The following is a 22,207-nucleotide window of genomic DNA, read 5'->3' as shown; positions in this document are numbered from 1 at the left end:
CTCTGCCTCCGGCAGCCGAATACTACGAATCCTCCGGATTCTTCGTTTCGCGCGTCCCCGCGCGAATTGCCGCCCTCCGGGCGGGCGTTGACCGAATAGCCCTCCGGGCCATTCGGTCAACTTGTTCGACTTCCAGTCGAAAAAGAATTCCTGACTCCGTCATGAATTCTCAATGCGCAGTATTTGGGGGTGTGTTGACGGTCTGTCATATTTGATTGGTTCGTGGGAGCAATACCCTCCGGGTATTGTGACGGGAATTCCATTCCCGGAAAGGATAAAGACGAAAATACATGGTTTCCGGGAAAAGAAGCCAACTCCCGGAAACCTGGACAGGGTTGGCCCTCCGGGCCAACCCTCAACGGTGGGTCTGTAGGCCGCCCTCCGGGCGGTGAGGCCCTCGCGCGGCTAGCCGGGGGTCTGGGGTGCCCTTCTCCTCCCCCAGGGCCGCATCGGCCCGTGTGCGGAGTCCTGCGACGCGCAACGACGGTAAGGCTGACACCTATCCCCGAGGCCACGCGCCGACCACGCCCGCCGCCCAACCCACCATACGCAGCAGGCACGGGAGCAGGGGCAGCAGAGGGGATGTCAGCAGGCGTGCCGGGTTTACTTGGTGGGGTGGCCTGGGGCAACGCAGAGGCCGGCGGTTCGCCCGCGCAACAGGTAGCGCAGCCTCTGCCGCAACACGATGGCGCAACATCCAGCGCAACCCATGACGCGGCAGGGGTACCACCCAAGCGATATAAACACTATTATTTGAAGTTATGGGGAGGTGCTCCCCACAACCGCACGGGGCCAACAAAGGGGAAAGACATGGAACTTCAGATCACTGACGGGATCGTGCGCGGGGTGCGCGGCGCGGACGCGCCCATGACCGGGCGTGCAGTCCAGGCCCGCACCATCGCGGACTTCCTGCCCCTCCAGTGCACGCGAGCAGGGGTAAAAATCGTTCACAACGTGGACCGGAACTACACCGGAATTCGGTTCGAGACCAAGGCCGCCGGTCCGGTCGTGCTGGAAATGCCGACGGGTGAGGAGCCTTACCGTCTGGTTCAGGAATTCATCGACCCGGACAGGGCGGGGCGCATGGAGGTTGAGTTACGGCGATTCCCGCAGATCTACCGGCCGCACGGTATCGCGCTCATCACGTCTGAGTTCCTCCGGTCGAGCGGGTTTTTGAAGTAATCCGCACGGGGGCGCCCGGGTTTGAGGCGCCCCCGTTCTACTCGTCACACCGAAAGGAGAAGGGTCACCATGGAGAACACGCGGATTGCAGGGAAGGGCCGGGAATCCGGAGCGCCGCTCACGGACGCCGAAGTGGATCAAGCCGGTTACGCGCTGCGGGAGTTGGCGCGCAGCGAGAGGGACCCGGAGGCTTTGCGGGTGTCTCCCGAACAGCTGGACGTGGTCCGGTCGTTCTTCGAGTTGGGTTGGGCCATGGGTGTGCGCACCGGCCACACCGGGCCAGCCGTGGCCGATGTTCCGGTCGACCGGGCGACGGTTGACCGCGCGTTTGTGGAACTGCTGTCTGCGCGGGTGGCACATCAGCTTTCGCTCTCAGTGGCTCAGCTGCTTGACCCGCAGGATGCTGGACCGGTCCTGTGGCAGAAGGTCAGGTATCACGGGAGCCTGACACAGCGTCACGGCCTCTACTGGGTCCGGGCGATCAAGGCGGAGGCCGGAGTGCAGGGAGCGGCTCACACCGTCCGCTACGACCTGTGCGAGGTGATCGGCGGTGTACCGGTGCCCGCTGTCACGCAGGTGCGGCGGCAGAGCGTGACGCCGCTGTGCGAGTTCCGCGCGCCGTCGGTCTGAAGGTGCTGGTCAAGGGGTGGGTTCACCCACCCCTCAAACACACTATTATTGAAGTTGTTCGGGGGTGGCAGCCCGCCTCCGGCCCCGCAGAAACCACCGTCGAAGGGGATGCGGCACATGGCAGAGCAGACAGCCCGGCAGATGCTGCCGGAGGTAAAGGAGTACGTCGAGATCTTCGAAGCCGCCATATCGACTCGCAACGCTGTCGAGGACGCGGCTGGTGTGAAGTACCCGGATCGGCACGGCTACGGCGAGGACGCGCGACGCCAGGCCAGCGCCTACAGCGAGGAGGTCAACAAGGCCTACGACACATGCGCAGTGGTCCAGGCGGACGCGTGGGAGGCTCTCAAAGCTTCTGCGGATCCGCTGGTGAAGTGGATCGCTGAGAACTCCCTCGCCTACCGGGAACAGGCCCGGTGCATTCTCGCCGCCCTCCCCGCCACGATCGACGAGCTTGACGATCTGGCGGACGCGAACGACTTTTGCGGTGTCTGGGACGAGTTCAGGCAACAGGCCATTGCCGCCGGAGTCGTGCCCGGCACCACTCCCCCGAGCCCGGCCAGGAAAGCAGTCTTCGAGCGGATCAACGAAGAAAGCTGCTGCCGCATGGACACCAAGGCCACACGGCGCATCGACAAGGCCCTGGACGCCCTGATCCATGAAGCCTTGACAGGCCCGGACAGCGCCACGGCAGCGAAGGCCGGAGAGGCTCCGGCATGACCGAGGGCCACAACCCGCCCAAGCCCAGCTAACAGCAAACCGAGCCGCCGCGTCCCGTGCCCCCACGGCGGGGCGCGGCGGGGCGCGGCGGGTCGGGTCGGGTCGGGTCGGGTCGGGTCGGGTCGGGTCGGGTCGGGCAAGACTCGCTTTCCGACGGCTCGCCCGTCCCGGCCTGCGCCCTCCCCGCCGGCGGGGGCGGGGTGGCGTGCCGCATGTCGCGCGGCCGAGCCGCGGGGCCGGTGACGGCGGCCGAGAACGCAGGGGCACCAGGACCCCCGGTGCTCAGGCTGGGCAGACGCTCACCGCCCCCTGCCCAGCCTGCTCTGACGGTCAAGCCCACCGCCCCCCCCTCTCCCAGGAGGGCAGCGGCGCCGACGGGCGAAAACCGCCAGTTCAGGGGTGGGTTCACCCCTCACCAAAACACACTATTATTGGATTTGTTCGGGGGTGGTGGCACCGCCCACCGGCCCCGCAGACACCGACTCCGAAGGGGAATCGTGACTCTCACCGACGTGAACAGCGCGTTCGCCGCCGAGAAGACCGCACAGGTCGACGCCGTCCGCGAACAAGAACGCGCCTTCCAGGCCCGTGTGGACCGAGGCGAGATCCGCATGATCGGCAACGACCGCTACGAGGTACTCACCGGCTGGGACCGGGGCGAGACATTCACCGTCTTACGCAACACCGAAGGACAGATCGAGCAGATCACCTCCCAGCACGGGCTCGAGGAGCAGCCCAACGCCACCATCTCCCTGTACACCTCCTCTCCGGCCTGGCACGGCCTCGGCCAGGTCATCCCCGGCGGCACCACGGACATCGACGAGGTCCTGCGCCTGTCCGGGCTCGACTTCGAGGTCACCACCGTGCCCGCCCTCTACGAATGGCAGGGCGAGAGGCGCGAGCACACCGACCAGCAGCACACCGTGCGCACCGACACCGGCGCCGCCCTGGGCGCAGTCGGCTCCCGATACACCCCCATCCAGAACCGGGCAGGCTTCGTCTTCCTCCAGGAACTGGTCAGCCGCTACGACGTGGTGTGGGAGTCCGCCGGACTCCTGCGCGGCGGAAAGCGCGTATTCATCTCCATCCGCCTCCCGCAGACGCTCACCGTGGACGCCGCAGGCATCAACGACATCGTGGTCCCCTACATCGCCGTCATGAACGACCACGCCGGCAACGGCCAGTTCCAGTGCGTCGTCACCCCCTGGCGCCCCGTCTGCGCCAACACCGAACGGTTCGCCGTCCGTGACGCCGTCACCCGCTGGGCCGTCCGGCACACCGCAGGAGCCACCAGCCAGATCAAAGAAGCCCGCCGCACCCTGGGGCTCTCCTCCCGCTACTTCGAGCAGTTCGCCGACGAAGAGACCGCACTCGCCCGCACCGACATCGCCATCGCCGACTTCCACCAGGTCATCGCGGACCTGTGGCCCCTGGAAGACGACGCGTCCGGCCGCAAGCGAACCAACCACGCCACCCGGCTGGACGCCCTCACCAACGTGTTCCGTTCTGAGAGCAACCGCGTCGGACGCACCGCCTACGCGGCCGAGCGCGCCATCACCGGCTACCTCGATCACCTCACCCCCAGGCGCCCGCCGCAGTCCATGACCGAGGAAATCGCCCGCGCCACAGCCGCACTCGAAGGCGCCGACGACGAGACCAAGAACAAGGCACACCGGCGCCTGCTCCAGCTCCAGCTCCAGCTCCACACACGCTGAGCCCCAAGACCGCCGGCCAAGGACCGCTGGTCTGAGCCAACAGACCCCCGTGCGGGCCGGGAAACTTCCCCGAGCCCGGCCCGCACGGGCCCACCTCCCCCACGGCGCGGAGCACGCATTGCCGCCCGCTCACCGAACATGCAACGCACTTACCGGCCGCCCCTGCCCCGCCCCGCAAGGTGACACGAGGCGAGGCACCAGCGGAGCCGACCACGCACCAACACCACACCCGCTGCACCCACAGACGCAGCGCGGCCACCACCTCCGGCGCCCACCGCCCCACCGCCCCCGCCCTATACGAGGCGCAGGGGCCGCCTCCCCCCAGAGACGACCGCCCACCTCCGCCACACAGCCCCGACGACAGACCAGCACGCGGACCGTATACCCGGCTGACGGCTGACGGCTGACGGCTGACGGCTGCGAGCAGGCCCCTCAACTCGCCCACGAGAAAGGCATACACGTGACTGACATACCCCCGCCCCCCGAGCTCGGCGGCGAACCCTCGCACGAGGAAGGAAGCACAGCCCATACCGATCAGACGATGCGCCGCCTCCTGCGCCGCGAGATCCCCGGCATCATCGGCCTCCTCGCCGATGAGCACGACTTCCACGCCATGCGGCACTACCGCAGCTTCCCCTTTGACGACCACGCGACCTACCTGACAGAGATCCAAGACCTCCTCAACGCCCGCGCCTCACAGAGCATGCACACCATGCTCGCCCTCTTCGACCCCGAGGAATACACCGACTTCTGCACCGAGAACAGCCTCGACCCCGACAGCCCGGCCAACCGCACCCGCTTCACCGCCGAGATAGCCACAACAAGCCCGACCATCCCCTACGACGGCCAGCCCCTGGCCGACCTCATCCCCGACCTGATCGACGAAACCCTCCGATACGCCACCTGGGACTACGCCTCCACACTCCTTACCCGCCTCGGCGCCTGCGCCGCCTGCGGAAAAGACGTCGGCCAAGAAGCCCTCGCCCGCGCCCAAGACCTCCTCCTGCGCATCCTCGACACCGCCGAACCCGGCCACAGCCACCTGGTATGCAGCGTCTCGACCACACCCGAAACCCTGGTCTCCGTCCTGCACGCGGACACCGACACCGACGGCATCACCCACGTCGGCGACACCGCAGCCCTGGAATTCACCACGGTCCTCGCCCTCGGCCTCGCCGCCCTACCCGGCGGACTCATCATGCGCACCACCGCCCCAGGCGCCACAGACCGCGTCTACGGATGGCGACTGCACGCAGGAAACCCCCAACCCCTCACCGCCGCACAGGTCTTCGACGCCTACCGCTCCGACCCCGACACCGGCGACCCCCTCCCCCCAGAGACAGACGTCGACTACTGCACACCACCCGACCTCGGACCAGACACCACAACACCAGGCCACCACTACTGAACACCCCCGGGCCGTCGCCCTGGCACCCCACCCGCCAGGAGCCACGGCCCACCTCCCCACGGCCTCAGCCCTTAGCCCTTAGCCCTTAGCCCCCAACAGTTGCCGTGCCTCGAACACTGCACCCGCGGCCTACGGGCGCGTACGTCCACGCACACGCTCCCGCCGGTCCACCACCGGGAGCGCGCCACCGCCGCCCACCGCCCGCCAAACGCCCCACCATGACACCACCGACCAAAAACCCATCGCGCATCACCGCGCCCGCCCCGTCGGCGCGACCGCCTTGTGCCGCAGCCGATACGCGCTGCCCATGCGCGACAACGACCTGGCCGACGCCATCCACGCCCGCAACTCCCCCGGCTCGGCCCCGAGCCCGAAGACCCCGGCGTCCATCCACACCGCCCTCACCGCCCCGCAAACCGACCACACCGCCGCCGTCACCCACCCCCCTCATCCACCCCGGCCCGCGGACCGCCCCCACCAAAACGACCCGCACGGAAGGAAGCCCCGATGTACCTCGTCATACCCGACCCCGCCCACGGACTCGTCGCCGCCCCGCAGTCCCCCCACGACCACACACCCCACACCGAACAAGCCCTCACCACGCAGGGGTTCACCTGGAACAACGAGATCGAGGCATACACCAGGCAGACCAACCACACCCCCGCGGCCGTGGACGACACCGCCGGCATGCTGCGCCAACTGGGCCACTACGTCTTCTCCACCCACCACCCGCTACCCAACACCGGCACAAAGAGGCGCTGCACAGACGAGGACCACACATCGCACCCCGCCAGCCTCTCCCCTCGCCCCCAGGCACCCCTCGGCCTTGACCTCTGGGACGCCAAGGCCTGCGCGGAGGCGAACAGTTCAGCGGTCTTCCACCCACAGGAACACCCCGACCACGAGGGCCTGCCCTGCATCGAGCTCGCCGGCATCCTCGTATTCGCCTACCTGGACGCCGACCTGCGCACCGTACGGATCTCCATACACCTGGACACCACCCACGAGAAGCTGGCGCGGACCGACGGCTCAGTTCCCATCCAGGTCGAGATCGAAGACACCACCGTGTTCGACAACCTCACCCCGCCACAGCCAACCGGCTAGAAGCCCAGCACCCGGCACCCACCCGTCACACCGCACGCCCAACAGCACCGAACGTGCCACCGACAAAACGGGCTTGCCCAAGTGACGACACACGGCCGAGGGCCCACCGGGCATCACGGCTCTGCCCGCGCTCGCACCACAACCGGCTCCCGCTCACGGTCACCACCCGCAATCGCAGACACAGCTGCGCAGGACCGAAACCAGACCGAAGCCACGTTCCTGCATGCCCGTCACTTCCCCCAATGGCCCAGAACGGCGACGGATCGACCCACCCACAAGAAACACCATTATGTCAGTGAGGAGGTGTACGCGTGGCCCCGTCCGTCATACACGTGAGCGGCACCATCACCGGCGACGTCGAAGTCCGCCTCACCCGAAACGACATTGCCGTCTGCCGGTTCCGCCTCACCCAGACCCCCATCCAGTGGGATGCCACCACACACAAATGGCGCGACGAGACCCCCATCCAGTGGGATGCCACCACACACAAATGGCGCGACGAGACCCCCATCCCCTACATCTGCACCGCCTGGCGGGACCTGGCCCGCAACGCCGCCACGGCACTCGCCGACGGAACCAACGTCCTGGCCACAGGGCACATCACCGAGATCAGGAACAACTCCATCTACCTGACCATCGACGACCTCGGCATCAGCCTGCACAGACGCCCCGCCCACTACGCTCGCCGCCCACCCCACCACCACACCCCCGACGCCCCAGCCCACCACCTCGTCCCGCCCGGCCGCCGGGCGACCGCGGACCCCACCCCCCTGGTGGACACAGAAACAGACCTCCAGCCAGACCTAGCCCGGGCCTTCACGGCGTCCGCCCACGAACACCCCGCCCGCCGGCCCCCGCCCGGCACCGGCTCGCCAGCCGGGTTTGCGCCCCGCCCGGCCTCGCCAGGACCATTCCCTCCGACCGCCCGATAAATCTGCTCGACCCGACGGCGGCGCCGCTCGGCCCGCTCGAGCCCAATACCGCAGCCGAACGCCCAAAAGCGAGCCCAACCGCCAAACCCGCCGCACGATTCCTAGGCGCGTACGGACCGCTCAGCCGGGCATCGGCGTACACGGTCATAGCATCGCGCTGGTAGACGGCGAGTCCTACGGCGATCTTGTCGAAGCTTGCCCGCATCTGCGGGTCGTCGACATAGGTCGGGCCCACTCCCTCATACGCATCCGCGCGCGGCGTCCAAAACCGGTAGACCTGCTGGTAGTTGGCATCCGCCTCGGCCTGCACCGAGGGGTCGGAGACCGGCGTAGCGGCCACCGTGAACTCCGCCATACGGACATCTGCGCCCTCACCTCACGCTGCCAGAGCTCCTTGCCCTCGCAGGTCATCGCCTCGGCTGACTGCCGGGACTGCTCCCACGCCTGCGGCCACCGCTCCCGTCGTCGTAGTGCCGCAGCGTCCGCGATGTCACCTTGGACATCCGCGCCACCTCAGCGATCGACCAGGCCATGCCGGTGCCTCCCTCGCCGGGCCGGTCTCTCCGGCCACATGCATGACCGTAGAAGTTGCCGCGACTGAAAGCGCAAGCCCCAAACCCCGCGGGACAGACACCGGAGCCTGACCTGCCGGACAGACCCTAGTAGTCCAACGTCAGCGTGGGGATGGACTCGGACTTCTCGTAGTCGAGCAACGGGCGGCCCAGCAGCGATCTCGTTCCGTTGCGGGAGATGGCGAACGGCACGCACTGCATAGCCTTATAGACCTTGACCATCTGTATGTGGCCGCCGATCGAGTGGAACCTCTCGGAGTCGACCATGAAGGCCAACGCCCTCATGGGTTCCATGTCGAACGCGCCCGAGCGAACCCCGTCCGGGCTGCGCAGGCTCTCCAGGACAACGTCCCGCGTTTCCCCGATCTCGTCACCGATGATCGACAGCACCTTCTCATCGTGTCCTTCACCCCTCCATGGAGAGGCGGGGCTGAAGGTGAACCTGCCTAGGTGCTTGTCGAAGTGCAGCTTCCAGATCTTGAACTCGCTGGTGGTCCAGTCGTAGCCCGCCAGGAGGAAGAAGGCCGCCGGAGCTTCCCACAACTTGGTCGGCACGTCCTTGAGCTGGTCGAGCATCAAGTTGATCACACGGATGAGATGCCCCTTGAGCTGCGCCAGCGGCTGCCGCCGACTGAGCGCAGCGCCATAGAAGTTGATGGAGTTGATGACCTGGATCATCATCGGGTAGGCGTAGTCGGTCTCTCCCGCAAAAGCGATCGCGGCATCCCCGCGCGGCAGCGGAATGATCTTCGGGGCCGCGTCCCAGGCGCCCAGCGACCTGAGCCGGCTGTCACTCGCGATGATCATCTCCTCCGTCTCGCCGACCTTCCTGACCCAGGCCATGGTGAGAGTCATGCGAGGATCCTTCCGAACCGGAGGCGTTTTCGGAGCAAACATACTGAGACCACTCGCAGTTCGTGACCATCTCCGCTGATGAAGCCGCGTCGAGGAACTCCCCCAGCCACCAACCAGTACGCAGGTTCTTCACCCGCCCACCGCTCAGGAAGACGGGACCCGCGCGCTTGCGAGGACGCGGTGCGCAAAATCCCCCGCCAGGAGCAGGAACAGGGGCACCAGCACGCCGAAGCTCCGCTCACTGCCCCCGGAGCACCGCTGCCCCGGGCTGACTGAAACCGGCCCTCGAGCTCCGCAACGCCCCGGCAACAGAAACCGGCGTGAGCGGGAGCAGAGCAGGGTCGGCCACCCCGCTCACCGGCCCCATCCCCCGCAACCCGACACGATCCGATCAGGATCTGAAAGCCGACCAGCTGCACCATGCCACCGTCCGTCCTCAGCAGCTGCAATCGCGGCGCGCCTCCAGCGCCTCTCCGTCCCTCGGAAAACCCCCCTCCCGCAAGAAACCAGAGCCGGCCCGCGACAGCGGCCGCGCCCGACGTGCGACGACTGCGGCTGGCCATCACGCGGCATCCCCCACCCACAGGGGATACTCAATGCCGATGAGCGCGACCAGCCGCATCCTCCACCTCGCTGCGGCGGCACCGGCCGGCCACGGCGAGGACCTGGTGCTGCTCCTGCACCGGGCGAACGAGCTGTACCAGCAAGGACTTGAGGAGCCGCACCGGCATGTGGCAGCACGTCTTGCCGACCTGCCCACCGCGGTCTTGGTGACCGCCGCCGAGCAGACCGGTATGCCCTGTGACCGCTCAGGGTCGTGACGAGGTGATTCTGCTGCTGGCACTGGCCGAATGGGAGATGACGTCAGCTGCCATGGCCTACACGGAGATGGCCGAAGACGCCGCACGCCGCGGCATCTGCCTGATCCCCGAAGAGTAGGCCGCGGGCCGCCGACCAGGCAGGGAAGAAGGGAAGACGGGCGCCGCCGGCTGGACCTCCGACCGAAACTCCTGCCATTATTTGCTTTGCAGGCCGGGGTGGCCGGCTCACAGCCGACAGGACGGACGGTTCCGCCATGACCTCGCGCCGCGAGCCCCGCCTGGCCGACGCCGCCGAGATCGCGGCCGAACAGGGCCTGACACCCGCCAGGGTCAGCGGCCTCTACACCGGGCGCACCCAGAACGCGGCCGGCCAGACCTTCCCCGAGCCCGTCGGCAAACGCGGCCGCGCGCGCCTGTGGGACCACGCGGAGGTCACCCAATGGTTCGCCCACCGGGCGCCGGCACGGCTCGCTGAACACGCACCGCCCTCACTGGACCCGCAGACGCTGCTGAACGCGGCCGAGGCCTCGAGGTATCTCGGCTACAAGAATTCCAACCAGGTCACCACCTTCGTGCGCGACCACCCCGGCTACTTCCCCCAACCGGACGTGGTCGAAGAAAAGGGCACGGCCGACAACCCCTACCGCCGGCAACTCTGGAGGGCGCAGACCCTGCAGGAGTGGATGGCCACCCGGCCCGGCCGCGGACGGCGCGCCGGAGCCACGCAGGCACCGCCCCTTCCCGACGTTCCCGCCGACGGCGATCCCGACGAACTGCTGGGGGCCAGCCAGGCGGCCGCCCTGCTGGGGTACAAAAGCGTCGGCTCGTTCTCCAGCAGCCTCGCCCAAGGCAACCTCCCGCTGCTGCAGACCACGGACGGGATCGCCGAGAACGCCGGACGCCAAAACGGACGCCGACGCTGGACACGCCAACGCATCCTCGAGCAGGCCGCCCAACGAACCAAGAAATAACACCCACCGGTGCGCGGGCCTTCCACCCACCACCCCACCGCCCCACGAACACGACCCCCCGGCTCCGTCCCCAGCGAGCCCGGGTTCAGGCCGTACACCCAATTCCCGCTCGTCGGGTGCTGCACGGCCTTCGCGGGCGGGCGCAGAGCCGTCATCAGCTCCAGTCCCGAGACGGCCGTGGAGCCGCGCGGGGTGATGACCTCGAGGACGCGGACGATATCGGCCGAGCCGGTGAGCGTCCGAGGGACCGGCTCCAGCCGGGGCGCAGGGATGTGGTGGGCGGGTATTTCGCCGCCAGGCCGGTCAGCAGCGCCAGCCTCCAGACGCGGCGACTTCGGTTCCGAGCGGCTGTTCTCGTAGTTCTGCACCAACTGCTTCGCAGTCGCTAGAACGCCTGGGAGTGCAGGCCGCCAACGAGATCTTCTTGTGCCATGTCATCGCGCTCAGCTGATGTGAGCCAGCGGGCGGATGAGCCGGCGGTAGTCCGCCTCCCCCACAGCACATCGTCGACGGCCTCGGCCTCAGCGTGTAGATGGCTGATCACCATTACCGGGCGGTTGCCCCTGGCTTGTGCACGCAGTACCTCCAGGGCCAGGTCCAAGGCGTTGAGGAGCAGGTTCCAGGCCGCTACTGGACCGGCGAAGAGACTCGAATAGATGCGGTGTTGAGACCCCCGGCAACCTGACGGCTGGCACGACGAAGAACCTGCCTTCGGCGTGGAGTTCAAGAATTTCGCACCGAACACCAGCACCGGCGAGCGCTACAACTGGGTGGCACGGGCAGTCGGATACACGCAATGCCAATGGCAGGCTAGGAGTGTGCGTCATTCACCGTCTGCAGGTCGGGGAGAGAAGACAGACTGTCCGCATGGAGACTTCCTCAGCCGACCAGGACCGTGAAGAAGCAGAGCGGCTGAGCACCGCCGTGGGGGTCCTCGCCGACTTCCTGAGCCGCCAGCCGCTCACCCAGGCCCTGGCCTCGCTGGAGCACCGATTGGAGGGCGTCGGCGGGATGAATGTCATGCGGATCGCGGAGGACAGCCACGTCCTGCCGGATCTGCTTGCCTCAGCACTCACGGTCCGCGAGAGCCTGGGCCGGATCAACGACTTGATCCACGCCTGCGGCATCCTCCTCGTACTGCCCCATATCCTCGAGGGTGAAGAACGCATCGCCGTCCGCCCCTCCCTCGGCGCCGGCAACGACCCCAGCCGCCCGTACGACCTGGAGACAGACCAGCGCATCGCGGAGTTCAAGCTCGCTCGTTGGCGCGGCGCGGACACCATGCGCAAGCGCCAGACCTTCAAGGACCTCGTGATGCTCGCCGCCGACACCTCCGGCCGCCGGGCACAGCTCTTCGTGATCGGCCCCGAACCCTGCCGCTTCCTGGCCTCCAGTACGTCAACCGCGGCCTGGGCCCTTAACCGCAGCCCAGGCGCACTGCGGACCTTCACCACCGTCTTCGGCACGCCGAACATGTCCGTCGCCCAGTTCACTGCGACCCACGCCGCCCACGTTCAGATCACCGATCTGCGGGATCTTCTTCCCGCATCCGTTGCAGCCCTCCTGCAGTGAGCTGTTCTCGGCACAAGGCGCCAGCCTCACGAAGTGAATCGCGCCGATGGCTCTGACCCGTCAGCTTGGGGTCGTGCCGTCGAGAGGGACGAACCTAACGTGCAGGGCTGGGTGTTCAGGCACAATGCCCCTCGGGTTCGTCGCCAGAGTGCCTCAAAAATCCGAGCACCCGTCGGTTTCAGGTCGTCGGTGACTCGATGCTCAAGGCCGCCACCTGTGACGGGGACTGGGAGACTGTGGGCCGCCAGCCGGTCGCCGAGAACAGCGACATCGTGGCTTGTATGCACCACCACCCCCATACCAGCGATTCCAGTCCCCGGCCGTCAACCACCTCACACCACGACGCTACTCATCCGCAGCGCCTCCGGGCGCGGCCGGTCCCACCCCGTGACCACGGGAGAGCGAAGCGGTCAGCCGCCCTTCGCCGTTTCGGCGTCTGTCTGTCATCGATCGCTCACCACGGCGAGGCGGAAAACGCAGGGTCGTGAAGGGCTTTGGAAGCCTCTTCGGGCTGCCGGGCCGTGGAGAGCGGCTCGCGGCCAGGGAGTGTGAGAACCGCTCTCACGATCGTGCCTCCAACATCGTCCCGGCTCTGGTCCCACCGGTCGGCCAAGGCCTCGACGATCAGCAAGCCGCGGCCGCGCTCGGCATCGGGTGCCGCCAGCTGGGCGTGGAGTTGGCGATCGGGGCCGTGGTTGCCGTGGTCGCCGACACTGACGGCGGCTTCGTCGTCAGTGAGGATGATCTCGACCGTGATCTCGGAACTGCGCGTGTAGGCCACCGCGTTGGTGGCCAACTCACTGACGATCAACTGCAGGTCCGCCCGGACGGTCTCGGCCACACCCCAGTCGGCGAGGGTCGCACCGACATAGGCACGGGCCTGCCCCGGGGTGCGCTCGGAATGCCCGGGCAGCCGCCGATGTGTGGTCAACGACTGCGATCTGCAGGCGTCCGGCCCGGCCGAGTGGCTTCCTGGGGCTGCGGGAGGCATCACGCCGGCACCCCCAGAGGCCTCACCGGGCGGCAGCCCGGCTCACGGCGATTACCCTGCGGGCACAGGGCGCAGCTTGATACGCCGCGCAGCCACGCCTGTAGCGTTATCCGCTCGCTCTGCGTCCAGGCGATCTCCCACTCCGCCGGGGCAATAACGGTGTTCGTCGCGCCGCGCAGCACCAGCTGCTCGAGCGTGCACCAGCCGATCCGCCGGCGGCGCGGGACGGCGGGCGGCGCCAGGTCGTACACCTCGTGAACGACCGGCCAGCGGTGCGCATCGGCGACATCGCGGAGATCCGCCAGAGCCCGGGCCGCTATCGCCGAGTTGCTGTGGCAGGCGTAGAGCACCGCAAGGGGATGATCGGGCATCGCGCCCACCAGGGTGGTGATCGGCACGGTGGGTGCACAGGCGGGAGTATTGGACATCGTGCTCAGCTCCAAAGCATGTGTGGAGGAGGGCTGTTGGGCACATGCCCCAAAGCGCAGTGCCGGGGTGCTATGCGCGAGCCGGTTGCGGGGGCTCATGGTCCGCCCCGCCGACGGGCCACGACTTCGGCCCAGATGATCGACGTGCCGTTCCGGTGGCGCTTGCGGCCGCAGGAAACGGCCTGTGCGAAGAGGACACCAAGGACCGTGAGTCGCCCGGGCTCGCCGCATGCATCCACAGCGTCGGCTTCGATGCTGATCCACTGGTCCGCGCCCCCTCGGTGCCGCATCTGGTGCTGCGGCTGCTCAGGTCTGGAACGACCGTAGGGCTACTGCTTCCCAACTCCCAAGAAGATTGCGTGAGTTTGCAGCAAGTGGATTGACTACCCCGAATGGGCTCGCGACGATCGGCTTGTCGCGCAAACAGGCGCAAGACAGCGGACGGGAGACCAGCCATGCAGCTACGGTTCCTCGGGAAGAACTCCACCCCCGGAGATAGCCCCACCCTGTACGCCAGCGATGAGGACACCTACGTCATCCAAGGTTGGAAGGTGCTCGCCAACGACTTGCTCATGCAGCTCGAGGTGCCGCAAGGAGAGACAGCCGTCGAGGTGCCCATCGAGCTGTTCGAGCACCTGACCAAGGACGGGCAAGCGTGCGGCGAACTCAAGAAGTTCGCTGCCCCGGTCATGATCGTCACCGAACAAGGGACATGCGTTCTCCAGGGCCCGGAGATGAACGACCCCGAAGCCCTGGGCCAGATGCGCCTGCCCAACTACGAGACCTGCATCGAGGTCCCCAAATCCTCGATCACGGCCCTGCTGGAGGAAGTCAGTGGACCTGATCACGCCCACCCAGCGTGACGAGCTGTTCAACAGCTTCGAGCGTGACGCCTTCCACCTGGAGCTGAGAGACGACTACGGGTCTCCAATCGAGGACACGCCCTACGCCCGATGGCAAAGAGGGGAGCTTGACGACTACACGTGGCTCGATCCCTGGAGGGCGTTGATGGGGCGGGTCACCGGACAGGGCAAAACGGTGCGCCGGGTCCGGGTGGTCACCGAGCCGCACAGTCGGTACGTCGCCTGGGAGCACTCTCTGACCCCGCTCAACATCGAGGCGGGCGAGGACATCCGATGGCTGCCACGACACCAGCTGCCCCGGGGCATCGCCTTCCCCGCCGACGGCAACGACTGGTGGCTGTACGACGACCGGCTCCTGGCGATCGGTCATTTCGATGCCGAAGGCCGCGTGCTGGGGACGGAGCTCACCGAGGACCCCGACCTCGTGGCCCGGTGCATCCGGGTGCGGGACCTGCTGTGGACCCTCGCCATTGCCCACGCCGAGTACAAGCCCTGACCCAGCGGTGAGCAACCAAGCGCAAGAAGCACGCGAGGCGTTGGGCGCCCGGCTGCGCGCATTCCGCAAGGATGCGGGCTTCACCAGCGGCCGGGCGTTCGCAGTGGCCACCGGATGGGCCGAGTCCAAGGTGTCCCGGCTCGAGAACGGCAGGCAGAACGCCAGCGAAAACGACATCCGCACCTGGTGCACCACAACCGACAGGCACGAACACATCGACGACCTGATCGCCACCGTGCGCCACATCGACGAGCTGTGGCTGGAGTGGCGCCGGCAGCTGCAGACCGGGGCGGAACGTCGCCAGCGCAAGGCCCTGCCCGTCTACGCCAAAACCAAGATCTTCCGCATCTGGCACCCGACGCTGGTGTGGGGGACGCTCCAGACAGCCGAGTACGCGGCACAAACCTTCCGGCAGGTGGTCGACTACTACGAGATCCCCGACGACGCCGAAGCCGCCACGGCCCAGCGACTCCAACGCCAGCAATACCTCTACCAAGGCAACCGCATCTTCAACGTGGTCCTCGGCGAACAGGCCCTCTACACCAATCTCGCAGGACCACAGGTGATGAAAGGACAGCTCGACCGGCTGCTGGCCGTCATGCGGCTGCCCCGCCTCAGCCTGGGCATCATCCCCCGGTCCGCCCCGGCGGCCATCTGGCCCGGCAACTCGTTCTCGATGTTCGACAACAAGCTCGTCCTCGTCGAGACCTACTCGGCCGAACTCTCCGTCACCCAGCCCCGGGAGATCGAGCTCTACACCAAAGCGTTCGCGCTCCTGCAGCAATCAGCGGTCTACGGAAGCCCCGTCCGCGACCTCATCCTCACCGCGATCCAGCACTTCGACCAGATGCCGAACGACTAGGAGAACACCATGCAGGCCACGACACCCCAGTGGCGCACCAGCTCCTACACCGGAACGGAGAACTGCGTCGAAGTAGCCGACAGCAACCCCGACAAGGTGATGGTCCGGGACTCCAAAGCACGCGAACGCGGATACCTATCCCTCCAACCACCCGCCTGGACCGCACTGGTGGAACACGTCCAGAAGACGTAGACACAGACCCCCACAGACTGTCACCACCACGCACCAGACGACACCCGCCGACCAGATCAGCCAGGTCACGGCACAGACACACACCCCCCACAGCCCCCACAAATGCACCGACCGGCAGGCGCGGCGCTGGATCAGCGGGGAGGTCTGCTGGCCGTGGGGCACGTACCGTCCGGCCCTTGAGCAGAACATCGACCGCCCGGCGCAAGCACGAGGGTTCGTACCCCCGCGGGAAGAACAGCACCCGCCTGCCCGTGCCCCCACAGCCGCGACCACCGGCAGGGAGGAAACAGCCAGTGCAGCGTCATGCTCTCCTCACCGCGCTCACCGCCGCCACCGTCGCGGCAGCCCCCGGGGATCGACGACACACCGGCCCGCAGCCGACAAGCAACTGCACGACGTCCATCTGCAGGAGGAGCAGCGTCAGGTCGTCCGGGCCGGGCCCCGGCGCCGGTCTCGGCCCTCACGGCAAAAGTGAGATGCCGCCCCCGACTCAGCCCGCCGTTCTCAGGCCAGACCTGCTGAGCAGCCCCGGGATGAGCGATGCACCGCCTGGGGAGGATGCGAGCGCGTCACCCGGCGGACCGGGGCGAAGGAGAGGGCAGCATGAGGACGGAGCCGAGCCCGTACGGGCACATGGCGTACCGGGCCGCAGAACTTGCGCCGGTACTGGAGGCGGAAGACGGACGGAGGCCATCGGCTTTGCCGCAGTGGCGTACGCGCTGCTGGACGTGGCTTCGGCGATCCGGGGGACACACAGGCGCGGGAGCACTGAGGAGTCCGGGCCACCCGGGGCACTGCCGGGCGGCCCGGACTCCTCATCTGTTTATCTGCCGCAGACAAGCCGCATTACGCATCTCTCGTAACGCATGCACATATTCGCGCCATAAACTCTTAAAAAGCGAATTCGAGTTTCACTTTAAAACGTTCCGAAATCAAGGATCAACATCTAACTTTGAAGCCCTCAAGAGAGTAATACGTCTAGACCACGCAAGAAAAGGCGCCGGTCAGGAGATTTTTCTCCTGACCGGCGCCGTGGTGTGCGCAGATATCTACCGGTGCGAGGCTTCCCCGGTAACCCGCTGAGCCGGAATGCGGACCTTACCGAATGCGGCGAGGGCCGCTTCCGAGGGGAACTGGAAAGTCCGGTACCCCGTGACCACCAGCTTTTCCCGGCGGAGCAGTCGCAGTGCACATTCGACGGTGGCCCGACTCAGGTTGAGGGCCTCGGCCAGGTCCGTCTGGGAGGGGCCCTCCAGCATCCGGCCGAAGCTGGGGCAGGGCACCGCGCAGATGCCGAGCAGATGCGTGAAGAGCCCGGCCAGGCGCTCCTCGGGGCGCAGTCCGACGCGGTTGTACACGCGCTCCGAGGCCACCAGGCGATCGGTGATGACGGCCCCGAGCGCCGCACTGACCTCGGAGTTTTGCACGGCCAGCAGCCGCATCCGTTCCATGGTCAGCGTCATCGTCGTCGTGGTGTTCAAGCAGGTGGTGGTGGGTGTCGCCAGGGTCTCGTCGAAGACCTCCAGGTCGCCCAGTACGGAGCCGGCGCCCAGGATCCGTACCGTCGAGGTCTCGCCGTAGGAGGAGACCTCGACCACGCAGCCGCTGAGCACGACGTGCACCATCGCGCTGGTGGAGCCCCGCAGAGGATCCTTGCGCGCGTAGGTGCGGGGCTGGAACGTCCCGGCAAATTCGTAGCGTTGCGCGTACGGCAGACGCCCGAAGTACGCGTTGTGGTCGAGCATCGCGTCTAGGCTGCGGGCGGCCGCGTACTCGACGCGGCCGGTCGTCTCGTCGAGCCGGTAGAGCGAGTTGCCGATGAGCAGGGGGCGCACCCGCTCGCCGAGGTAGCGGCGGGTGTTGCGGTCCTGGCGGCGGTTGTCGGCCATCACAGGGCCCCACCCTCCGTCCGGTCATGGCCTTCCGCGTACCCGCCGGGTACTGCCTGCGGGGTGCCGGTTACGGTCCCCGGCACCTGCGTCGGCGAGGGCGTCGGGGTCGGGGTGACGGTGCCCGCCGGCGGAGCCGCGGGCGGGATGGGTGCCTGTACGCCGGGCTCGGCGGTGGGGCGCAGCGAGTCGAACAGCGCAGGCAGCGCCACGACCAGCGCGGTGATCGCGGTGATCACTGCGACGATCCGCATCGGGGTGGATGAGAGATGCTTGATCGAGTAGGCGACAAGAACGGCCACGATCGCAACAATCACGACCGAAGCAACGAGGAACCCGGTCACGGGTACCACTCCCTGTTGTTGACGTTGAGTTTTTAATGCGTGGTGGGCCTAGCGGAAGATCAACAAGGAGGTCCACGGATTGGTAGTCCGCTTTAGGAGGACCTTCTCGATCGCAGCAGGATATAGCACGAGTGTAGGACCACAGAAACTGTCGCCCCGGAACAAGGATTCCACATGGAGGTGACGTTCCCTCAACGCATGAAGGGGGCGCACGAGCCCGTGCGCGCGCCCTTCGTGACCATGCCGATGGCAATTCCCTCTACCACTGCGCAGAGGTTTACAGGGTGACGAAATTCCCTGAGCTCAAGGCAAGTGAGTGAATTCCCTGAATCAATGGAATGCGGAGGCCCCGTGCGGCGTTACAGTCATCGGGCTGACGTTGAGCCTTGGTGGGCCTAGCGCAGCTGTCGTGTGGGGCCCCTTGGGGGTGGTGCCCCTGGGGCCCCCCGACTCTCTGAGCAGGGAGGATGTCCTACGAATGACAGGATTCGCATCCTGAGGGGCGGCGCCGTTGGCGCCGCCCCTCAGTCATTCCAGGACCACGCCAGACACCTACCGAAGAGTCACTTCCGGCCCCCGACGGGGCGATTCAACGCCCTTGTGTGACGCACTTCACCTGCCGATTCCGCCCTTGCGGTGCGTGCGAACGGCCGCCCTCGGGGTCACCTCGGCATCGGCCCACACTCTCCGCGTTTTCAACTTACGGCACACCACTGACAATCGGGCGTTCGGTCGCTGCAGGCAGGACTGCCTGCGGCTGATCCACTGCCGCTTGTTCAGATGCCAGCCAGGATCCCGAACTTCCCGCGCTGCTGGGCGCCGGCGGCAGGTCACGCCGGCTCGGCCACATGATCGCGGAGGCGGCCCAGGATGGCACTGCGGCGCATGTGCCACTGGATGTCTGTGCCACTCGTGGGCCATCGGGCGCCGTAGTCCTGCCTCGTCCTCGGCTCTCCTGCACAGCGTTCGGCATCTCCTCGTCTGCAGCGGCACTCACCACCGCTCGCCGCAACCCCAGGTACCCGCGGACAAATTCAGCGGCCGGTCGCGCAACCACCATTTAACGTGGTCCGCATGGGGTCAAAGTCTGCGCGGCACGCGCATCGTGAGAAGGCGCGTAGGAACCGTCGGCACTCATCCAACAGTGCCGGCAACGGCGTGCACGCGGACGACGCGTTGGTCACGAAATCCGTCGACCAGCTGTCCCTGTACCGGGGCTGCAGCACTCCCGTCGAAGGCGCCGCTGCCGCCCGAGCACAGCTGGAGCAGTCGCTGAGTGAACTTGTGGACCTCGTAGGGCCGTACGATCCGTGGGACATCATTGAACTGCTCCGGCTCCGTAGCGCTCCCCCGCTGCCCGGCTCCGGCCGTGAACCGGACCACGAGGCCATCGCGGCGCTCGTCGAGCTCGTCGCTTTGATCGTGGCTTCCCGTGGCCCGCGGGAGGCGCCAGAGTCCGCCAGCTCGGCCGGTGCCCGGCCGCTGGCGTCACCGGTGATCGATGACGTCCATCGCATCGCGCTGAGCTGTCTGCGCAGCGGATCGCATGCCATCGCCTTCGAGGCAGCTGCGGCGTCCGACGACGTCCTGGCCCGTATCCGTGCCGGCGCCGTGCTGCGCGAAGTGAGCGTCCGCAACCAGATCTACCCGCACATGCTGCGTGACACGCTGCGGGCGCTGTTCGGCACGCCGGAGATGGAGGCGGAGTGCCGGGCAGTGCTGGGCTTCACGGTCGACGACGCAATCGCCGTGCTGGACGCCTGCGCCGAACTCCGCGGCCGGGTGTGGGGCGAGCGTATGTCAACCGCGGCCAACACCGCTCGCGTCGCCATGTTCCTGAGCCAGACCCCCGAGACGGGCGAAGGCGGGGACGAGCGGGTGGAAAGCTATCGGCAGGCCGCACGGGCGCGAGCGCGGGAGGCTCTGCAAGCAGCAAGGGCCAATCCCGCGGACGAGGTGGCTCTGAGCGACTCCCAGTTGGCCGCGTACACGGGCCGCACACCAGATACCGTCTCCGCTGTGCTCGACGCATTCGTGCTGTCGCCGGGCGCGCAGAGCCCGCACGAGGCGGCGCTGGAACTTCTCACCGGCGCCTCGCCGCTGCGGATGAAACCCCTGCTGCGTGATACGGACGGGCGTGTCCTGCTGGTACACGACGTGCTCCATCTCCCCGCCATCAGGGAGACCTTCGAGCAGCGCCTGAAGGACGCCCAACGGTGGGACGCCTACAGCAAACACCGCGGCGCCCACCTCGAGGACACAGCGGCGGAGCTGTTCGCGCGGCACCTGCCAGGCGTGCAAGTGCACACCGGCTTCGAATACTTCGTACCCGACCCCTTGGCCCCCGCACCGCAGACCGAACCCGGCACGTACACCAAGCGCACCGAAGGCGATGTCCTTCTTGTCATCGACGACATCGCGATCATCATCGAGGCCAAGGCGGTGGCCCTCAACCCGCGCGCACGGACCGGAGACAGCTGGCGGCTGCGCCGCGACCTCACCCGCATCGTGACGGATGCAGCCGCACAAGCCGAACGGCTGCGCGAACGCATAGACACCGACCACGGCCTGCGATTGCGGGACGGCAGCTGGCTCGACCTTGCGCACATCCGCGAGGTGCACACCGTCGCCGTCAGCCTCGAAGACCTGTCGGGAATCGCCACGACGACCGCAGAACTGGTCCGTGCCGGTCTGCTGCCTGCCGCGAACCTGCCCTGGACCGTGTCCCTGCACGACCTACGCACCATCAGTGAACTCCTCGCCCGCCCCGCCGAACTCATCCTCTACCTGCGCCGCCGCACCGACGTCGAGACGACGCAGAAGTTCGACGCCGTCGACGAGCTCGACCTCTTCCTGCACTTCTACGAGGGCGGTCTGTATGTGGAGCCAGACCCGGTCCGGATCGCCCGCGAGCTACCGCAGTTCGGTCCGCCGACCGTGGCGGCACGCCGCCGTCGCACTGCGGAACGGGCCACCGTGCTGGCCAGCCGGACCGACCGTCTCGACGCCTGGTACTTCCATCAACTGGGCCACACCTCAACGCCGGCCGGCAAACCGGCGATAACGGCCGACGCCACCGTTGTAGCGCTCATCGACGAGATCACCGCGCTCGCCCGGCCCGGGTGGCTTGCCATCGGGACCGCCCTGCTGGACGGATCGGCCAAGACACAGCACCGGTGCGGCACCGCCGCGAAGACGCTCTGCGCGCAAAGCGCCCTCGACGGCCGTCCCCACACCATCACGCTCATGGGCGGCACCAACCAGGTAAACAGCCACGTCCTGGTCTGGATGAGCGTGCCCCACCCCACTCAGCACGCCCCCGCCCTGGCCCACCTGCGACGCTATCTCCAGGCGAAGAAACACCAGATGCAGACGGCGCGCGCCGCAGGCCTGCTCATCGATGCACGCACCGGGACACTCACCGACTTCCTGTTCGACAACCGGACCCCTGGACCCGACCACGAACTCGACCGGCTCGCCGGCGAGATGGGACTGGAGTCAGTCTCAGCCGTGTCCCGCTCCCTGCCCCCACCGAAAGCCCGCCGCAGCCGCGGCTAAGGTCCCGGCAACTGGCCAGCGCGTTTCCTATCCCGAGGTGCGGTCCTACAGCCAGGGGGCACCGGCACGTGGGGCAGCGGTGCGCCAGTGGCCGCCTGCCCG

General features: G+C 67.4%; 23 protein-coding genes and 1 pseudogene. 17 read left to right on the top strand and 7 right to left on the bottom strand.

All coding sequences use genetic code 11. The features are described from left to right. Positions 1-810: 810 nt before the first annotated feature. The 6 genes from ACWFRU_RS39940 (at position 811) to ACWFRU_RS39915 (ending at position 5,655) form a co-directional block, all read left to right on the top strand. Entirely contained in the window at positions 811-1,182 is a 372-nt protein-coding gene (locus tag ACWFRU_RS39940; RefSeq protein ID WP_453693378.1) for a hypothetical protein, read from the top strand. Positions 1,183-1,267: 85 nt separating this feature from the next. After that, positions 1,268-1,630: a hypothetical protein gene (locus ACWFRU_RS39935; RefSeq protein WP_453693376.1), complete on the top strand. Its 363-nt coding sequence runs from the start codon at positions 1,268-1,270 to the stop codon at positions 1,628-1,630. 50 nt (positions 1,631-1,680) lie between these two features. Further along, positions 1,681-1,812 carry a hypothetical protein gene (locus ACWFRU_RS39930; protein WP_453693374.1) on the top strand — a complete coding sequence of 44 codons (132 nt, stop codon included), beginning with the start codon at positions 1,681-1,683 and terminating at the stop codon, positions 1,810-1,812. A gap of 117 nt (positions 1,813-1,929) precedes the next feature. After that, a complete protein-coding gene (locus tag ACWFRU_RS39925; RefSeq protein WP_453693372.1) occupies positions 1,930-2,532 on the top strand; it encodes a hypothetical protein in 603 nt (200 codons plus the stop codon). A 497-nt stretch (positions 2,533-3,029) separates the two neighbouring features. Further along, complete coding sequence (locus ACWFRU_RS39920; RefSeq protein WP_453693370.1) at positions 3,030-4,247, top strand: DUF932 domain-containing protein; 1,218 nt, start codon at positions 3,030-3,032, stop codon at positions 4,245-4,247. A 541-nt stretch (positions 4,248-4,788) separates the two neighbouring features. Further along, positions 4,789-5,655 carry a hypothetical protein gene (locus ACWFRU_RS39915; protein WP_453693380.1) on the top strand — a complete coding sequence of 289 codons (867 nt, stop codon included), beginning with the start codon at positions 4,789-4,791 and terminating at the stop codon, positions 5,653-5,655. A 249-nt stretch (positions 5,656-5,904) separates the two neighbouring features. On the opposite strand, the gene ACWFRU_RS39910 is transcribed toward ACWFRU_RS39915, so the two are convergent. Beyond that, on the bottom strand, positions 5,905-6,045 hold the full coding sequence (locus tag ACWFRU_RS39910) for a hypothetical protein (protein WP_453693368.1): 141 nt from the start codon (positions 6,043-6,045) through the stop codon (positions 5,905-5,907). 117 nt (positions 6,046-6,162) lie between these two features. Between ACWFRU_RS39910 and ACWFRU_RS39905 the strand changes: the two genes are divergently transcribed. Further along, positions 6,163-6,759 carry a hypothetical protein gene (locus ACWFRU_RS39905; protein WP_453693366.1) on the top strand — a complete coding sequence of 199 codons (597 nt, stop codon included), beginning with the start codon at positions 6,163-6,165 and terminating at the stop codon, positions 6,757-6,759. 311 nt (positions 6,760-7,070) lie between these two features. Beyond that, positions 7,071-7,691 carry a single-stranded DNA-binding protein gene (locus ACWFRU_RS39900; protein ID WP_453693364.1) on the top strand — a complete coding sequence of 207 codons (621 nt, stop codon included), beginning with the start codon at positions 7,071-7,073 and terminating at the stop codon, positions 7,689-7,691. Here the strand turns inward: ACWFRU_RS39900 and ACWFRU_RS39895 are convergent. Next, on the bottom strand, positions 7,576-8,046 hold the full coding sequence (locus tag ACWFRU_RS39895) for a TipAS antibiotic-recognition domain-containing protein (RefSeq protein WP_453693362.1): 471 nt from the start codon (positions 8,044-8,046) through the stop codon (positions 7,576-7,578). The two genes, ACWFRU_RS39900 and ACWFRU_RS39895, sit on opposite strands and share 116 nt — an antisense overlap. Before the next feature lie 304 nt (positions 8,047-8,350). Further along, the gene (locus tag ACWFRU_RS39890) at positions 8,351-9,118 is read right to left on the bottom strand and encodes a hypothetical protein (protein WP_453693360.1); all 768 of its coding nucleotides are present in this window, start codon (positions 9,116-9,118) and stop codon (positions 8,351-8,353) included. Positions 9,119-9,720: 602 nt separating this feature from the next. Here ACWFRU_RS39890 and ACWFRU_RS39885 point away from each other — a divergent pair. The 4 genes and pseudogenes from ACWFRU_RS39885 to ACWFRU_RS39870 all read left to right on the top strand — a co-directional run. Next, complete coding sequence (locus ACWFRU_RS39885) at positions 9,721-9,939, top strand: hypothetical protein (protein ID WP_453693358.1); 219 nt, start codon at positions 9,721-9,723, stop codon at positions 9,937-9,939. 254 nt (positions 9,940-10,193) lie between these two features. Next, positions 10,194-10,910 carry a hypothetical protein gene (locus ACWFRU_RS39880; RefSeq protein WP_453693356.1) on the top strand — a complete coding sequence of 239 codons (717 nt, stop codon included), beginning with the start codon at positions 10,194-10,196 and terminating at the stop codon, positions 10,908-10,910. A gap of 867 nt (positions 10,911-11,777) precedes the next feature. Further along, positions 11,778-12,482 (top strand): PE-PGRS family protein, encoded by a 705-nt coding sequence (locus ACWFRU_RS39875; RefSeq protein ID WP_453693354.1) that lies wholly within the window; start codon positions 11,778-11,780, stop codon positions 12,480-12,482. A gap of 179 nt (positions 12,483-12,661) precedes the next feature. After that, a pseudogene (locus ACWFRU_RS39870) lies at positions 12,662-12,766 on the top strand (transcriptional repressor LexA); the annotation flags it as partial. A gap of 170 nt (positions 12,767-12,936) precedes the next feature. On the opposite strand, the gene ACWFRU_RS39865 reads toward ACWFRU_RS39870, so the two are convergent. Beyond that, the gene (locus tag ACWFRU_RS39865; protein WP_453693352.1) at positions 12,937-13,473 is read right to left on the bottom strand and encodes an ATP-binding protein; all 537 of its coding nucleotides are present in this window, start codon (positions 13,471-13,473) and stop codon (positions 12,937-12,939) included. After that, entirely contained in the window at positions 13,473-13,871 is a 399-nt protein-coding gene (locus ACWFRU_RS39860) for a hypothetical protein (protein ID WP_453693350.1), read from the bottom strand. Before ACWFRU_RS39860 ends, ACWFRU_RS39865 begins: the two co-directional genes overlap by 1 nt. 485 nt (positions 13,872-14,356) lie before the next feature. On the opposite strand from ACWFRU_RS39860, the gene ACWFRU_RS39855 reads away from it, so the two are divergent. From ACWFRU_RS39855 to ACWFRU_RS39840, 4 genes are read left to right on the top strand one after another with little or no spacing between them, the layout of a single operon-like run. Further along, a complete protein-coding gene (locus ACWFRU_RS39855; RefSeq protein ID WP_453693348.1) occupies positions 14,357-14,764 on the top strand; it encodes a hypothetical protein in 408 nt (135 codons plus the stop codon). Next, on the top strand, positions 14,736-15,260 hold the full coding sequence (locus ACWFRU_RS39850) for a DUF6879 family protein (protein WP_453693346.1): 525 nt from the start codon (positions 14,736-14,738) through the stop codon (positions 15,258-15,260). Before ACWFRU_RS39855 ends, ACWFRU_RS39850 begins: the two co-directional genes overlap by 29 nt. Positions 15,261-15,267: 7 nt before the next feature. Then, positions 15,268-16,122 carry a helix-turn-helix domain-containing protein gene (locus ACWFRU_RS39845; RefSeq protein WP_453693344.1) on the top strand — a complete coding sequence of 285 codons (855 nt, stop codon included), beginning with the start codon at positions 15,268-15,270 and terminating at the stop codon, positions 16,120-16,122. 9 nt (positions 16,123-16,131) lie between these two features. Then, a complete protein-coding gene (locus ACWFRU_RS39840; protein ID WP_453693342.1) occupies positions 16,132-16,314 on the top strand; it encodes a DUF397 domain-containing protein in 183 nt (60 codons plus the stop codon). Between the two features lie 1,049 nt (positions 16,315-17,363). Here ACWFRU_RS39840 and ACWFRU_RS39835 read toward each other — a convergent pair. Both ACWFRU_RS39835 and ACWFRU_RS39830 read right to left on the bottom strand, forming a co-directional pair. Further along, positions 17,364-18,203: a Crp/Fnr family transcriptional regulator gene (locus ACWFRU_RS39835; protein ID WP_453693340.1), complete on the bottom strand. Its 840-nt coding sequence runs from the start codon at positions 18,201-18,203 to the stop codon at positions 17,364-17,366. Further along, a complete protein-coding gene (locus ACWFRU_RS39830) occupies positions 18,203-18,547 on the bottom strand; it encodes a hypothetical protein (protein WP_453693338.1) in 345 nt (114 codons plus the stop codon). The genes ACWFRU_RS39835 and ACWFRU_RS39830 overlap by 1 nt, the downstream gene beginning before the upstream one ends. A gap of 1,074 nt (positions 18,548-19,621) precedes the next feature. Here ACWFRU_RS39830 and ACWFRU_RS39825 point away from each other — a divergent pair. Then, positions 19,622-22,105, top strand: coding sequence for a hypothetical protein (locus tag ACWFRU_RS39825; RefSeq protein ID WP_453693336.1), 2,484 nt, complete (start codon positions 19,622-19,624; stop codon positions 22,103-22,105). Positions 22,106-22,207: the final 102 nt, after the last annotated feature.

The sequence above is a fragment of the Streptomyces sp. NPDC055099 genome (assembly GCF_053607685.1).
The sequence above is the reverse complement of the archived record's forward strand: the minus strand, read 5'-3'. Positions and strand labels throughout refer to the sequence as shown.